The organism is Microbacterium protaetiae, assembly GCF_004135285.1.
Classification (GTDB): domain Bacteria; phylum Actinomycetota; class Actinomycetes; order Actinomycetales; family Microbacteriaceae; genus Microbacterium; species Microbacterium protaetiae.
Genome location: NZ_CP035494.1, coordinates 1,067,995 through 1,082,201 on the forward strand (window position 1 = coordinate 1,067,995; position 14,207 = coordinate 1,082,201).

The 14,207-nt window shown below is 69.6% G+C and carries 13 protein-coding genes; 7 read left to right on the plus strand and 6 right to left on the minus strand.

Translation table 11 applies throughout. The annotated features are described in order from the left end of the window. Positions 1–34 precede the first annotated feature (34 nt). The gene (locus ET475_RS17775) at positions 35–211 is read left to right on the plus strand and encodes a hypothetical protein (RefSeq protein WP_165310754.1); all 177 of its coding nucleotides are present in this window, start codon (positions 35–37) and stop codon (positions 209–211) included. After that, positions 212–550 (plus strand): type II toxin-antitoxin system RelE/ParE family toxin, encoded by a 339-nt coding sequence (locus ET475_RS18390; protein ID WP_129386598.1) that lies wholly within the window; start codon positions 212–214, stop codon positions 548–550. It abuts the gene before it with no gap. A gap of 10 nt (positions 551–560) precedes the next feature. Here ET475_RS18390 and ET475_RS04880 read toward each other — a convergent pair whose 3' ends face one another. Next, positions 561–2,759, minus strand: coding sequence for an ATP-dependent Clp protease ATP-binding subunit (locus tag ET475_RS04880; RefSeq protein WP_129386601.1), 2,199 nt, complete (start codon positions 2,757–2,759; stop codon positions 561–563). 385 nt (positions 2,760–3,144) lie between these two features. Here ET475_RS04880 and ET475_RS17780 point away from each other — a divergent pair, with 385 nt between their 5' ends. Beyond that, positions 3,145–3,318, plus strand: a complete 174-nt coding sequence (locus tag ET475_RS17780) for a hypothetical protein (RefSeq protein WP_165310756.1) — start codon at positions 3,145–3,147, stop codon at positions 3,316–3,318. Here the strand turns inward: ET475_RS17780 and ET475_RS04885 are convergent. Together ET475_RS04885 and ET475_RS04890 are read right to left on the minus strand one after the other, a co-directional pair. Further along, entirely contained in the window at positions 3,312–4,415 is a 1,104-nt protein-coding gene (locus tag ET475_RS04885) for a glycosyltransferase (RefSeq protein WP_129386604.1), read from the minus strand. The genes ET475_RS17780 and ET475_RS04885 overlap by 7 nt on opposite strands. Next, the gene (locus ET475_RS04890) at positions 4,415–5,596 is read right to left on the minus strand and encodes a glycosyltransferase (RefSeq protein WP_129386607.1); all 1,182 of its coding nucleotides are present in this window, start codon (positions 5,594–5,596) and stop codon (positions 4,415–4,417) included. The genes ET475_RS04885 and ET475_RS04890 overlap by 1 nt, the downstream gene beginning before the upstream one ends. Positions 5,597–5,726: 130 nt before the next feature. Between ET475_RS04890 and ET475_RS04895 the strand changes: the two genes are divergently transcribed. Further along, positions 5,727–6,317, plus strand: coding sequence for a hypothetical protein (locus ET475_RS04895; protein ID WP_129386610.1), 591 nt, complete (start codon positions 5,727–5,729; stop codon positions 6,315–6,317). Here ET475_RS04895 and ET475_RS04900 read toward each other — a convergent pair. Continuing rightward, a complete protein-coding gene (locus ET475_RS04900) occupies positions 6,274–7,422 on the minus strand; it encodes an AI-2E family transporter (protein ID WP_129386613.1) in 1,149 nt (382 codons plus the stop codon). The two genes, ET475_RS04895 and ET475_RS04900, sit on opposite strands and share 44 nt — an antisense overlap. A gap of 45 nt (positions 7,423–7,467) precedes the next feature. Between ET475_RS04900 and ET475_RS04905 the strand changes: the two genes are divergently transcribed. After that, complete coding sequence (locus ET475_RS04905) at positions 7,468–8,853, plus strand: DUF2252 domain-containing protein (RefSeq protein ID WP_129386616.1); 1,386 nt, start codon at positions 7,468–7,470, stop codon at positions 8,851–8,853. A 306-nt stretch (positions 8,854–9,159) separates the two neighbouring features. Here ET475_RS04905 and ET475_RS04910 read toward each other — a convergent pair whose 3' ends face one another. Next, complete coding sequence (locus ET475_RS04910; protein ID WP_129386619.1) at positions 9,160–9,567, minus strand: hypothetical protein; 408 nt, start codon at positions 9,565–9,567, stop codon at positions 9,160–9,162. Positions 9,568–9,652: 85 nt separating this feature from the next. Continuing rightward, positions 9,653–10,966, minus strand: a complete 1,314-nt coding sequence (locus ET475_RS04915; protein ID WP_129386623.1) for a glutamyl-tRNA reductase — start codon at positions 10,964–10,966, stop codon at positions 9,653–9,655. 494 nt (positions 10,967–11,460) lie between these two features. On the opposite strand from ET475_RS04915, the gene hemE reads away from it, so the two are divergent. Both hemE and ET475_RS04925 read left to right on the plus strand, forming a co-directional pair. Further along, entirely contained in the window at positions 11,461–12,561 is a 1,101-nt protein-coding gene (gene hemE, locus ET475_RS04920; RefSeq protein ID WP_242497768.1) for a uroporphyrinogen decarboxylase, read from the plus strand. Continuing rightward, a complete protein-coding gene (locus tag ET475_RS04925) occupies positions 12,558–14,159 on the plus strand; it encodes a protoporphyrinogen/coproporphyrinogen oxidase (protein ID WP_129386630.1) in 1,602 nt (533 codons plus the stop codon). Before hemE ends, ET475_RS04925 begins: the two co-directional genes overlap by 4 nt. The last annotated feature ends 48 nt before the right edge of the window (positions 14,160–14,207 follow it).

Consider the following 14,207-nt stretch of genomic DNA (forward strand, 5'->3'; position numbering starts at 1 on the left):
TATCCATGTCGGTACCCGCGTCTACAATCGAGGCATGGCGAAGAACGCGCACGGCGAGTTCGGCACCGATCCAGATCAGGTCGGCGCGCTTCGTGCTGCCGTGCAGATGGGCATCGACGACATCGAAGCCGGCCGATGCGAGGACCTCGAAGATGTCCGTGCGTGGATGCAAGAGGCAGCACGGGGCGTCACGGCGAAGTCAGTCGCATAAGTGACGCTGTACCGGCTTCGCGTATCTGCGACCGCCCGGGCAGATGTGCGGGAGGCACTTCAGTACAGCGCATTTCGCTTCGGCGGTACGGCGATGCAGAGGTACGCCGATCTGATAGAGCAGGCGCTCACAGACATTCGGGCCGATCCTTTCGACACCGGCTCCTCTGCGCGTAGCGACCTTGGTGCGGACGTGCGCGTCCGCCATCTCAAAGCAAGCGCTGCCACGAGCGGCGTAGCCGACCCCCGTCACATTGTGTTCTACCGCGTGAATGGGACCGTTGTCGACGTCCTCAGAATTCTTCATGAAATGCGAGACGCACCACGCCACCTTCCTTGAGCAGCGCGCGTCAGTCGACGAGCTCTGCCTCGATCACATCGTCGTCGGGGCCTGTGGCCGGGCCGTCGCTGGTGAGCACCAGCGACGAGTCGTCGGCGGCGACATCCACCCGCACCACGTCGCCGTCGTGCACCGTCCCACCCAGGATCGCCATCGCGAGGCGGTCTTGGATCTCGCTCTGGATGAGTCGGCGCAACGGCCGTGCCCCGAACACCGGGTCGTAGCCACGGCGGGCCAGCCACGCGCGGGCGTCGGGCGTCACCGCGAGGGTGAGTCGGCGCTCGTGCAGCCGCTGCTGCAGCTGGTCGACCGACAGTTCGACGATCTGGGCGAGGTCGTCTTCGGTGAGCGCCTGGAACATCACGATGTCGTCGAGCCGGTTGAGGAACTCGGGCCGGAACGACGAGCGCACGAGCCCCATGACCTGCTCACGCTTCTGCGCGGTCGTCAGCATCGGGTCGATCAGGATCGGCGAGCCGATGTTGCTGGTGAGGATCAGAATGACGTTCTTGAAGTCGACCGTGCGCCCCTGGCCGTCGGTCAGCCGCCCGTCGTCGAGCACCTGCAGCAGCACGTCGAACACCTCGGGGTGGGCCTTTTCGACCTCGTCGAGCAGCACGACCGAGTAGGGACGCCGCCGCACGGCCTCGGTCAGCTGGCCGCCCTGTTCGTATCCGATGTATCCGGGAGGGGCACCGACCAGGCGCGAGACGGAGTGCTTCTCGCCATACTCCGACATGTCGATGCGCACCATGGCGTGCTCGTCGTCGAACAGGAACTCGGCCAGAGCCTTGGCCAGCTCGGTCTTGCCGACACCGGTCGGGCCCAAGAACAGGAACGAACCGGTCGGCCGGTTCGGGTCGCTGATGCCCGCCCGCGAACGGCGGACGGCGTCGGAGACGGCCTTGACAGCCTCCTTCTGCCCGATCAGGCGCTTGCCGAGTTCGGACTCGAGGTGCAGCAGCTTCTCGGTCTCGCCCTGCAGCAGCCGCCCCACCGGGATGCCGGTCCATGATGCGATGACGGCGGCGATGTCGTCGTCGGTCACCTGTTCGTTGACCATGCGCGGCTCGGCGGGCTGCGCTTCGGCCTGCTCTGCCTCGGCCAGCTGCTGCTGCAGCTTCTTGATGGTCTCGTACTCGAGCCGCGACGCCTTGGCGTAGTCGGCCTCGCGCAGCGCGCGGTCACGGTCGGTCGTCGCCTGGTCGAGCTGCTTCTTCAACTCGCCGACGCGGTTCAGGCCCGCACGCTCGCGCTCCCAGCGGGCCTCGAGCCCGCTGAGCTCTTTTTCAGACTCGGCCATCTGCTCACGCAACTTGGCCAGGCGCTCCTTCGAGGCGTCGTCCTTCTCCTTCTTCAGCGCGAGCTCTTCCAGCCGCATCCGGTCGACAGCTCTCTTGAGCTGGTCGATCTCGACCGGGCTCGAGTCGATCTCCATCTTCAGCCGGCTCATCGCCTCGTCGATCAGGTCGATGGCCTTGTCGGGCAGCTGGCGGCTGGGGATGTACCGGTTCGACATGGCTGCGGCGGCCACCAGCGCGCTGTCGCTGATGGTGACCCCGTGGTGCGCCTCGTAACGGCCCTTCAGCCCGCGCAGGATCGCTATCGTGTCCTCCACGCTGGGCTCGCCGACGTAAACCTGCTGAAAGCGGCGCTCCAGCGCGGCATCCTTCTCGACGAACTCGCGGTACTCGTCGAGCGTCGTCGCGCCGATCAGGCGCAGTTCGCCGCGGGCCAGCATGGGCTTGAGCATGTTGGATGCCGCGACCGACCCTTCGCCGCCGCCGGCGCCCATCAGCACGTGGAGTTCGTCGATGAAGGTGATCACGCGCCCCTCGGATTCGGTGATCTCCTTGAGCACGCTCTTCAGGCGCTCCTCGAACTGTCCGCGGTACATGGCGCCGGCCACGAGCGCCGAGATGTCGAGGGCGATGAGCTCTTTGTCTTTGAGCGACTCGGCGACGTCGCCCGCGACGATGCGCTGGGCCAGGCCCTCGACCACGGCGGTCTTTCCGACGCCAGGCTCGCCGATGAGCACGGGGTTGTTCTTGGTACGCCGGGTCAGCACTTGGCTGACGCGGCGGATCTCGCTGTCACGCCCGATGACCGGGTCGAGCTTGCCCTGCCGAGCACGATCGGTGAGGTTGATGCCGAACTGCTCGAGGGGGCTTTGCTGCTCCTCCTGTCCGGGCTGCGGTTGTGCGTTCATCTGTCTCCTTGAAAGCTGCGGGACTCAAGCGCTCTTGCAAACTTGAGTCGTTGTGGCTCAAGTTTAGCAAGGACGGGATGCCGCGGCAAGACCGCCGACTCTCGGCAATGCTGATGAGACGCGTTTTCGATGGTCATGTCACTTCTGGTGTCGATGGCGCATATCATGGCGCTCCCTCTATCCGCGTCACTGCACGGCAGAGAATGCTTGTAATTCGTATTTCTTTTCGATACTATAGAGGTAGCTTGATCAAGGCGACGAGGAGGTGGCGTAGATGTCGGAGTCGACGGCTGCGGATGCCTCTGCCGTGGTATCAGAGCTGGATGAGCTCGTGTAGAACCTCTCTGAGGCGCAGAGTTCGGCGGGACGGGCATTCGCGGCCGAGATGGTGTTCTTCGCACGCGTGGCAGACCTGGTGGCACGGCGCGAAGAAGAGCGCGCAGACCGCGACGGGCGCGGTGCGCTGACGCATTCGACCCAGCTGGGGATGCGGGAGATCTACGCCGAGATCGCCGCACAACTGCGACCCCGCTCCGTTCTGACGGCCGCGAGCTACTGAGAAGCGGCGCCGCCCAGCTCGACGACGACATCGAGAAGCGCCGCGCCCGAGCGCGGCCAGCTGAACTGCGCGATGTGCGCACTCCCTGCTGCCACCAGCGCCTCACGCGTCGCATCGTCATCGAGACCGGCCACCGCGGCGGCGAAATCAGCGGGGTCGTCGGCATCCACATACACGGCGCCGGGCCCGGCGACCTCATGGAAGATCTCCAGGTCGCTGACAACGGCGGGAACTCCCATGGCCAGCGCCTCAGCGATGGGCAGGCCGTATCCCTCGTCACGGCTGGTGGTCACCAGCACCGCGCCATCGGCCAGCAGCCGGGCGTACTCGGCGTCGGTGACCCCGCCGTGGAACACCACCGATGCCCCGTCGGGGACGAAGGCCTCAAGCTCGCGGCGCCGGGCCGGTGCGATGCGGCTGAGCAGGTGCAGGGTGCGTCCGGGCAACCGGGCCATGCCGCGGATGAGCGCCTCGACGTTCTTGTACGGCATGAACGAGCCCATGTAGACGAGGTTCTGCGCGCCACCGACGACCTCGACACCCGCCGGCAGCAGTTCGGCCAGTTGCTGTGGAGCATCGGGGATCACCACGACCGGTCGTTTGGTCAATCGCACCTGCGCGAACTGGCGCTTGCTGGTTGCGCTGACGGTGGCCACGACATCGGCGGCGTTCAGCGTGAGCCGCTGTGGCACATACGACAGGTGGAAAAGCCGCCACCCGAGTCGCACGAAGCCGGGCAGGTCACGCGGCGGGGTGCGGTGCCGGTAGTAGATGGTGTCGTGCAGCGTGAGAATGAGCCGGAATCGACGTCCCACGGTACCCATCGTCTGCATCGGCGAGAAGACGACGTCGGGCCGATACCGGTTCAGAATCAGCGCGGTCAGCGGCTCGCGCAGCGCGGTGGGCGCGTGGATCTTGAGAACCCGCGCACCGTCGGGCAGCAGCATCCGCTGTGCGTCGTCCCAAATGAGGAACACGACCTCGACCCCACGCGCGGGCGCCTGAGCGAACACCGCCGCCGCGAGATCGGCGGAGTATCGACTGATGCCGTCGTGAAAATCGGTGCGGATGTAGCGCGCGTCGAAGAACAGACGCATCAGAGCGGTTCGCCCCGGTACAGCTTCTCGAACGTCTCGAGTGTTCGGCGGATGTCGTGGATCTCGACGCCGTCGAGCGATGCCTGCTGCATGCGCAGGTACTCCTCGTCAGAAGCCGTCAGCACCGTGCGCAACCGGTCGGCGAGCGCGTCGACATCGCCCGGAGGAAACAGGTATCCGTTCTCGCCGTCGTGGATGAGGTGGGGCAGTGCCACGGCGTCTGCGCCGATGATCGGCAAGCCCGACGCCATCGCCTCCATCGTCACGATGGACTGCAGTTCGGCGATCGACGAGATCACGAACACGTCGGCACGCGTATAGGCCGCACGCAGTTCGTCTTCGGGCACCTTGCCGTGGAACCTCACGCGATCGCCGATTCCGAGCTTCTGGGTGAGCTGCTCGAGATGGCGACGCTGGTCGCCCCCGCCGACGACGTCGAAGACGACGTCGAGCTCACCGGCGAGTTTCGCGATCGCCTCGAGCGTGACATCCACGTGCTTCTCTGTGGTCAGCCGCCCCACGAACAGTACTCGGCGATGCGTGCGCGGGGTGAGATCGGGCGTGTAGTTCGCCTTGTCGATGCCACAGCTGATGGGAATGACGCCGGTGAGATCGATCGTCGCCTCGAGAAAGTCGGCAGCCTTGCGCGTGGGAGTGGTCACCGCGCGGGCCATTTTCAGCGTGCGTTCGGCGTCGTCCCACGCGAGCTTGAGCAGCACCTTGTCGAGGAAGGGCGGCAGCGTCGTGAAGTCGATGATGTTCTCGGCCATCACGTGGTTGGTGGCGATGATCGGGATGCCGCGCTTGCGCGCTTCGCGCGCGAGCCCGCGCCCGACGACGATGTGCGACTGAATGTGCACGACGTCGGGTTTCACCTCGTCGAGCACGCGACGCGCATAGTGCTTGCTCAGCCACGGCAGCACGAATGTGAGCCAGTCGTGCGGGGGCCAGCGCCACGACGGCAGCCGGTGGACGGTGACGGGCTGGCCTTCGATCTGTTCGACGAAGGTGCCGTGGTTACGGTGGCCGGCGCTGGGCGCCGAGACGTGCACGTTGTGGCCCCGTTCGACCAGCCCGGCGGCGAGCCGCTCGGCAAAGCGTGCTGCCCCGTTGACGTGCGGGGTGAAGGTGTCGGCGCCGATCAGGACCGTCAGCGGACGCGCGGGTGCGGCGGGAGTCACGGTGGAGTGGGTGCCTCTCTCTGCTCGATGTGCGACGGTGGTCGCGCACCGGCATCCACTCTAACGCCGCACGCCGACCTTCTCTGGGAGGTTCGGGGCGATACCCAGGTCGCGCGCCTACGCTGATCGCATGGCGCGACTTCAGGCCGACGCATCCTCTGCTCTCTGGGTTCCGGTGACCGGTTCGCTCGGGCTGCGCGGGCGGCGGCACCGCAAGGCGGCGATCCGGATGCTGCTGCAGCAGGCGAACGGCGCGATGGGCGCACAGGCGCGCCCCGGCGGCGGGGCGTTCGCGTGGATGCTCAGTCAGGCGACGCCGTTCTTGATGCGCAAGGCCGAGGGGCGCGTGCTGGTGTGGGTGTGGAAAGACGACCCCGAGCTGCTGGTCGCGATGGCGCAGCTGCAAGAGGCCACCCCTCAGGTACGCGCCACCCGGGCCATGATGCCGATGGAGTATGACGACACCGAGACGTTTCGCAACCCGCACCTGGGCAACGGCGAGCGACTGCTCATGCCGTTGCCGCCGACGCCGTCTACACCACCGTTCGCCACGTACACGTGGGATGCCGGAACCCACTTCGTCACACTGACCGCGGTGGGAAGCGACCGCGAGCGGTTCGGCACGCTCACCGGCGCGCTCGACGACCTCGCCCGCACCCTGCGGCTGGTCGACGACCTCACCGTCGGCGAAGCCGCGGTGCTGCGCCTGGATCCGAGCTGACCGGCACGATCTCGCCCTTGTCGTCGGCCGCGGACGCGGCATCCCCACTCAACCACCTCATCCACCGCGCGTCGGGGTCACCGTCCAGCACCAGCGCACGCACGAGCAAGGTGAGCGGGATCGACAGAATGGCCCCGAGCGGGCCGATGATGAACGTCCAGAAGATCACCGAGAAGAAGCTCAGCGTCAGGCTCAGACTCACCGCATCAGAGACGAACTTCGGCTGCACGAGCACCTGCAGCACGACGTTGACGACGATGTAGATGGCGATCACGCCGAGCATCAGCGGCCAGCCGCCCACGACCAGCGCCAGCAGCGCCGGCGGGATCAGACCGATGATGAAGCCGATGTTGGGGATGAAATTCGTCACGAACGCGAGGATCGCCCACACTATCGGCGCGGGGATCCCCAGCCACCACAGCGCCAGTCCATCAAGGATCGCCACGATCGCGCCGAACGACGCGTTGACCACGTAGTAGCGGCGCACGCCGGTGTTGAAGCGGCGGAACCGATCCACGGTCGGGCGGATGCCGCGGCCGAAGGCTTCTTCGGCACGCGCGTACCGCGCCCCGTCGACGGCCATGAAGATCACGTACGCGAGCACGAAGAACAGGGCCGTGAGCACCCCGATCACGGTGCCACCCAGGCTCGTGATCGACGAGACGATGGTGCCGGCGTCGAAGATCGACGCCATGGCGCCCGAGACCTGGGTGTCCAGGCCCAGCTCTGACAGCCACGCGACGATGGCGCGCGCGGTCGCCTCGAGATCGCCCGCGTAGTCGGCCACCAGGTGCACGAACTGCACCCCGGCGAAAACCAACAGCAGGGCCAAGAAGATCAGCACGATGTAGGCGAGCAGGATCACTGCCGCCGTCGCCGCCCAGCGCGGCCAGCCATGGCGTTCGAGCGGGTGGCGCAGCGGATGGCAGATGATCACGATGACGACGGCCAGAGCGAGCGGCCCGACGACCTCACGGGCGAACCAGAGCCCCGCCAGCGCGATGACGGCAGCGGCGATCGTGAGCAGAATGCGCAGCGACGGCGACAACAAGCTCGGCGCCGCAGGTGCCGGGGGCGGGGGTGCCGGATCGACGCGTCGTCTCATCCGGCCAGCGTAACGGCGCGATGCCGCCGGTGCCATGATGAGCGCATGAGCGATCCGTCGGCGCCGACGTGGCAGCCCCTCCCCACTCTGGCTGAGCGCGTCGCGGCAGGGCGCGCCGTGCGACAGCGGGTACCGCGCCGCGAGCTCGCACGCCTGGGCGACCGGCGGCGCGACCCGCTCGGGATCATCGCGCGGCAGAACGAGGACCGCGTGCCCGAGCTTGTGCCGCTGCGCACCGAACGGATGAGCGCGAGCCCGTTCACGTTCTACCGCGGCACGGCCGCACTCATGGCCGCCGACCTCGCGAACGGCCCGTCCAGCGGCATCCGCGTGGCATCATGCGGCGATGCGCACGTGTCGAATTTCGGGTTCTACGCCTCGCCTGCCCGCGAGTTGCTGTTCGATCTGAACGACTTCGACGAGGCGGCGTGGGCGCCGTGGGAATGGGATCTGAAGCGCCTGGTGACCAGCATCGTCATCGCCGGGCAGGTGTCCTCACGCGACGATGCGGTGGTTCAGGATGCCGCGCGCGGCGCAGTGCGCACCTATGCGCGAGCGCTGCGTGCGAGCCTGCGGCGGTCGCCGACGCAGCGGTATTACACGCACTTTGCGGCCACGGCCGCCGACGACACGCTCGATGGCGCGTCGCGCCGGGCATTGCGTGCGGCCATTCGAGACGCGCGCAAGCGCACCGGGGAACGCGCCGCCCGTCGCACGACCGAGATCGACGCGGCCGGGCGCCGGGTGTTCGTTGAGAACCCGCCGGCGATGACGCACGCACCGGCCGAGGTGGTGCGCGGCATCCGTGCCGAGATGGAACGGTATGTGCACTCGGCAGGCGTCGACATTCGGATGCTGCTGCAGAACTTCACCGTCGCCGATGTCGCCCGCCGGGTGGTGGGCGTGGGAAGTGTGGGCACCCGCTGCTACCTGATCGTCTTCGAAGACGGAGACGGCAACACTCTGCTGCTGCAGGCCAAGCAGGCCGGGCGCAGTGTGCTCGTCGAGCACGGTGGCCTCGTGCAACCGCCGGAGCTCGACGAATACATCGAGCAGCACGGCCAGGGCGGACGCGTCGTCGCCCTGCAACGGATTCTGCAGGCGGCATCCGACCCCTTCCTGGGGCACCTGCGGTCAGAAGCCGGCATCGAACTGTACGTGCGCCAATTCCACGACATGAAGGGCGGCATCGACATCGAGACGCTCGATGATGTGCCGTTCGCACGGTACGCACAGGCGTGCGCGGCGGTTCTGGCACGGGCGCATTCGCAGTCGCCGGCCGTCGCGGTCGTGTCGGGGTACGTCGGCGGCGGACGCGCGATCGCCGAGCCGCTGCTGGAGTGGGCGTACGGGTATGCGGCGGTGTCGCGCGAAGACTACGACGCCTTTTTCGAGGCGGCCGTGGCTCCCGGCATCCCCTCGGCCGGGTGACCTGCCGGTCGGCGGGTTGTGCAGCCTCTTGCGCCTCCCCGTTGCCGGGGCGTGTCACAGAACGTGCGGGTTCGCGGGCGCCCGACCCGGCCTTAGTGTGACATCCCCAGTGGGCCGTGTCACAGAACGTGCGGGTTCATCGCCCTGCGGCCCACCCCTTGTGTGACATCCCCCTCACGCGTGTCACAGAACGTGCGGGTTCGCGGGCGCCCGACCCACCCCTTGCATGGCATCCCCAGTGGCCGTGTCACAGAACGTGCGGGTCCGCGGGCGCCCGACCCGCCCCTTGTGCGACATCCCCCTCACTCAGCCGAGGCCATGCGCCCGCAACCACTCATCGCGCGTGCTCGCGGTGGTGTACAGCAGCCACGCGTCGGTGATCGTCTCGCGCAGTAGGTCGAGGTCGATGCCATCCAGCTCGGTGAGCACCGTCGGCCATCCGTCGAAATGCGGGGTGTCGAAGAAGGTGCCGGGAAAGGTCTGGAGCAGCGCGGCTTTCCCGTCGAGGCCGTCGGTGCGAATGCCGACCACCACACCCTCCGGCCAGGTGCGCCCGAGGGCCGCGAGCGCGGCGAGGTCTGCCTTGCGCGGTCCGCGCTCCCAAACCACCTGACCGGCCTTCGTACGCCAGGCCGCCGCGCCGTGCGGAGTCGTGGTCTCGGTCACGTCGGGAAACTCGGCGCAGATCGCGCGCACATCGTCGAGCGTCGCCATACGGCGATTGTCCTCTGGCGCGGCGGCGGCGTCTACGCTCGCGCACGCCCCGTATGGGGGATGCCGCGGGCCGGGGCAGTCGGGTTCAGCTGGCCGCTTCGTCGTGCTCGTCGTCGGCGCGCACGGTGGCCACCAGGCGACCGGCCGCGGGCTCGACGCCGAACAGTGCAGTGACGGCGTCGGCGAATTCGCCGGCGCGACCATCGGCGGCCAACTCGCGTGCCCGCACCGAGGGGCCGTGCAGCAGGACCCCCGCCAAGTGCCGCAGCGCGGCCTCGGTCTCGGGCGTGGTGTCGCCGCGCTTGCGCGCCCACGCGATCTCGCCGTCGAGCACATCGAACACATGCGAGCGCAGGGCGACCAGCGCGGGGGTGACGGCGTCTTCGGCACTCGCGCGCCGATACTCGGCGACCGCCCCCTCGACGAGGGCGCGCGCTTCGTCGGTCGCCCCCAGCTCGGGAAGCGGCGCATGCGCGCGCAGCGTCTCAAGGTCGAGCAATTCGGTGTCGGGCAGCGTGGCCACCGCCGGATCGACGTTGCGCGGCAGGCCGAGGTCGATGACAAGACGCCGCTCCAGGGCTCCGGGCAGATTTCGCGCGGCCTCGACCATTGCGGCATCCACGATCACGGTCGGCGCGACACTGCACGCGACGAGGATGTCGCTGTCGGCGATGGCCTGCTCGAGCCCATCGAGCGGGACCGCCGCGATGTCGTGGTTCGCCACGAAGCCGGCGGCGCGGCCCGTGCGCGAATACACCCTGACATCGGTGACGCCGCGATCGCGCAGGGCGGCCAGGCTCGCCCCCGCATAGCGGCCCGTACCCACCAGCAGCACCCGGGTCTGCGCCCAATCGGTGATGCGCGTCTCGGCCATGTCAAGCGCGAGGCGCACGACCGAGCGGCCAGCGCGCGAGAGCTCGGTGTTGTTCTTCACGCCGCGTGAGGTGCGCGAGGCGAGTTGGAAGACGCGCTCGAGTTCGCGCGTGACGGTGCCGCGCTCCCGTGCCCCTTCCAGAGAGCGGCGCACCTGACCGGCGATCTCGCCTTCGCCGACGACGATGGATTCCAGTCCGCTGGCCACCGAGAACACGTGCTCGGCGACGGCTTCGCCGTGCAGCAGAATGCCGGATTCGCGCAGGTCGTGCGAGGCGAGCCCGGTCGCGGTGGCGACGGCGTCGACGAGGTGATCGGATGCCGCATCCTGCGCGCCCTCGCCGGCTGCGGCGTCCTGCAGGTCGAGATAGACCTCGAACCGGTTGCACGTGGAGAGCACAACGCTCCCACTGACGCCGTCGGCCGGCTCGGCAAGTCGCGCTATCACCTCGTCGGCACGGCGCTCCAGCCGCTCGACGGTGTCGAGGGCTGCGGTGCGATGGCTGGACGAGAAGCAGAGGAGCACGGGATTGAAGGATACCCCGCTCGGATGAGCGCCCCACCCAGGCATGCCTCGCGGCGTCACCGGGCCGGACCCGCTGCGCCCCGCCCAGCCTCGCGGCGTCACCAGCCCGGCCCCGCTGTGCCCAGCCGGGGCTCGCGGCGTCACCAGCCCGGCCCCGCTGTGCCCAGCCGGGCCTCGCTGCACCAGCCCGCGCGGTACCAGCCCGGTGGCCTCGGACGGGCATCGATGCACGTGTCAAGACCGGCACCCGAGCACTAACTCAGTCTGCGATGTCACGCAGAGCGTCGAGAACCGCGCGATTGCGCGCATGGCCGTGCCCGGCCCCGATTCACAGACTGAGTTGTTGCACACCCCACACCGCACACACCACGCCGCACACCTCACGCCGGGCACCGCACACCCCCGCGTGGCGACCCGATGCCCACGGCAATTCCGCCGTTTCGCACGGCCTGCACCGAGCGCCGCTCACATCCAGGTCTGCGAGAATCGGCCGCGTGAGTGCCGACCCCCGCCCCGCCGTGCTGCCCGCCGACCATCCGCTGACGTCGGGCGCGACATCCAGCTCCCTTCTCGTGCAGGCGTACCGCGGCGTGCGCGGCGCGACCCTGCCGGTGTGGTTCATGCGCCAGGCCGGCCGCTCGCTGCCCGAGTATCGCGAACTGCGCACGGGGCTCGGCATGCTCGACACCTGCCTCGACCCCGCCCTGGCCAGCGAGATCACGCTGCAGCCGGTGCGACGCCACGGGGTGGATGCCGCGATCTTCTTCAGCGACATCGTCATCCCGCTGCGGCTGGCCGGCGTCGGCGTCGAGATCCAGGCAGGCACCGGCCCGGTCTTCGACCGCGCCGTGCGCACAGCCGCCGATGTCGACGCTCTCATCGAGGCCGGCACGCTCGACGCCTCCGACGCCGCACTGGACCCGATCCGCGAGGGTGTGCGCCGCACCGTGGCTGAGCTGGGCGCGACGCCGCTCATCGGCTTCGCCGGGGCGCCGTTCACGCTGGCCGCCTACCTCGCCGAGGGGCGGCCCAGCCGCGACCACCTCGCTGCCCGGCGCCTCATGCACACCGACCCCGACGCCTGGGCGCGGCTGCTGAGCTGGTGCGCCGACATCACCGGCGCGTTCCTGCGTGCGCAGCTGCTGGCCGGTGCCGGCGCGGGCCAGCTGTTCGACTCGTGGGCCGGATCGCTGAGCCGTGCCGACTACGCGCGCCATGTCGCCCCTGCCTCGGCCCGCGCGCTGGCCCATGCGCACGAGCTCGGTGCGCCGCTCGTGCACTTCGGGCTGGGCACGGGTGAGTTCCTAACCGAGATGAAGGATGTCGGAGCCGACGTCGTCGGCATCGACTACCGCCTGCCGCTCGATGAGGCGTCCCGGCGCCTCGGCGACTCGGTGCCGCTGCAAGGCAACATCGATCCCGCCCTGCTGGCCGCGCCCTGGGACGTGCTCGCCGAGCACACGCGTGATGTCATTCGGCGCGGGCGCCGCGCCCCCGCGCACGTCGTGAACCTCGGCCACGGCGTTCCGCCCGACACCGACCCAGCCGTGCTCACGCGGCTTGTGGAACTCGTCCACGAGGTCGGTGCGGAGTGACCCACGTCGTCGTCATCGGCGGCGGGGCGGCCGGGCTCGTCGCCGCACGCGAGGCTGCGGCATCCGGCGCCGACGTCACCGTGCTCGAAGCGAAGCCGACCTTCGGCGGCAGCGTCGCTGCGCACGCCGTCGCCGGCCTCACCCTCGACGCGGGTGCCGAGAGCTTCGCGACCCGCGGCGGCGCCGTCGCGGCTCTGATCGGCGAGCTGGGGCTTTCCGATCGCATCGTCTGGCCACACATCGCCGGATCGTGGCTGCACCTGCCCGACCGCACCGTGCCGGCACCGAAGGGCGGGATGCTGGGAATCCCGACCGATCCACACTCGCCCGAGGTGGTCGCGGCGATCGGACAGGATGCCGCGAACCGCGCCGCACGCGATCTCGACGAGCCGCTGCGCGGGGTGCCCGACACCCTGGGCGAGCTCGTGCGCGCACGGATGGGGCAGGCTGTGCTCGACCGGCTCGTGTCGCCGGTCACCAACGGCGTCTACTCGACGCCGGCCGACGAGCTCGCGGTCGACGCCATCGCGCCGGGGCTGCGCGCCGCGCTCGATCGAACCGGGTCGCTCGCCCGGGCCGTGCGCGAACTGCGCGGCGGTGCGGTCGCCAAGCCGGGGGCTGCGGCCGGCGGCTTGCGCGGCGGCATGTGGACTCTGATGTCGGCCCTGGCCGACGACGTCGCCGCGCGCGGCGGGCGCGTGCTCGTCGATGCCCCGGTCCGCGGCATCCGTCGCGAGGGCGGCACCTGGCTCGTCGACGTCGCGGTCGCCGCGCGCGCCGGCACCGCGGCATCCCCCGCCTCCCCCTCGCTGAAACAGGGGAATCCCGTCCAAACCCAGGGCGACGCACTCGGTCTCGGGAAGAATCCCTTGTCTCGGCATCCGGGCGGCGGGCCGGGCGCTGTGCAGAGCGCGGCGGGCGGCGGGCCGGGCCCTGTGCACAGCGCGGCGGGCGGCGGGCCGGGCCCTGTGCAGAGCGCGGCGGGCGTGTGGGCTGAGACGCTGCGCGCTGACGCCGTCATCGTCGCCACGGCGCAGTCGGCCGCGGTGCGGCTGCTGAGCGGGGCGATCCCCGCCGCGGATTGGCCGGTACCCACCCGGGTCGACCTGGCAACGCTCGTGCTCGACGCGCCGGAGCTGGATGCCGCACCCCGCGGCACCGGGCTGCTCGTCGCCGACGACGCGCACGAGCTCGTTGAGGCGAAGGCGCTGACCCACGCGAGCATCAAGTGGGACTGGGTCGCCGAACAGGCAGGTCGTGGGCGCCACGTCGTGCGGCTTTCGTACGGGCAGGCCGGTCACCGCAGCCGGGCGGCCGACGTCGACGACGCCGCGCTGCACGCGCTGGCGGTGCAGGATGCCGCAACCCTGCTGGGCACGCCGCTCGAGACCCCGCAGGTCGTCGGGTTCGCCCGATCGACCTGGACCAACGCCGTCTCGCTCGCCACCCGCGGCCAGGCCGGGCGCGTGGCCGCGGTGCGCGACGCCGTCGCCGCCGTGCCCGGGCTCGAGGTGACCGGCGCCTGGGTGGCCGGCACGGGCCTGGCCTCGGTCGTGCCCGATGCGCGGGCCGCGGCATCCCGCCTCGCCTCCCGCTGAGCCGGCCCGCACCGTTCGTCTCGCAGGATGAACGGCCCATAACCCGGC

What these genes read in the sequence shown, in the direction of transcription:
- ET475_RS17775 (WP_165310754.1), top strand. Translation starts at nt 35, where the DNA reads ATGGCGAAGAACGCGCACGGCGAGTTCGGCACCGATCCAGATCAGGTC.
- ET475_RS04880 (WP_129386601.1), bottom strand. Translation starts at nt 2,759, where the DNA reads ATGAACGCACAACCGCAGCCCGGACAGGAGGAGCAGCAAAGCCCCCTC.
- ET475_RS17780 (WP_165310756.1), top strand. Translation starts at nt 3,145, where the DNA reads ATGGTGTTCTTCGCACGCGTGGCAGACCTGGTGGCACGGCGCGAAGAA.
- ET475_RS04885 (WP_129386604.1), bottom strand. Translation starts at nt 4,415, where the DNA reads ATGCGTCTGTTCTTCGACGCGCGCTACATCCGCACCGATTTTCACGAC.
- ET475_RS04895 (WP_129386610.1), top strand. Translation starts at nt 5,727, where the DNA reads ATGGCGCGACTTCAGGCCGACGCATCCTCTGCTCTCTGGGTTCCGGTG.
- ET475_RS04900 (WP_129386613.1), bottom strand. Translation starts at nt 7,422, where the DNA reads ATGAGACGACGCGTCGATCCGGCACCCCCGCCCCCGGCACCTGCGGCG.
- ET475_RS04905 (WP_129386616.1), top strand. Translation starts at nt 7,468, where the DNA reads ATGAGCGATCCGTCGGCGCCGACGTGGCAGCCCCTCCCCACTCTGGCT.
- ET475_RS04910 (WP_129386619.1), bottom strand. Translation starts at nt 9,567, where the DNA reads ATGGCGACGCTCGACGATGTGCGCGCGATCTGCGCCGAGTTTCCCGAC.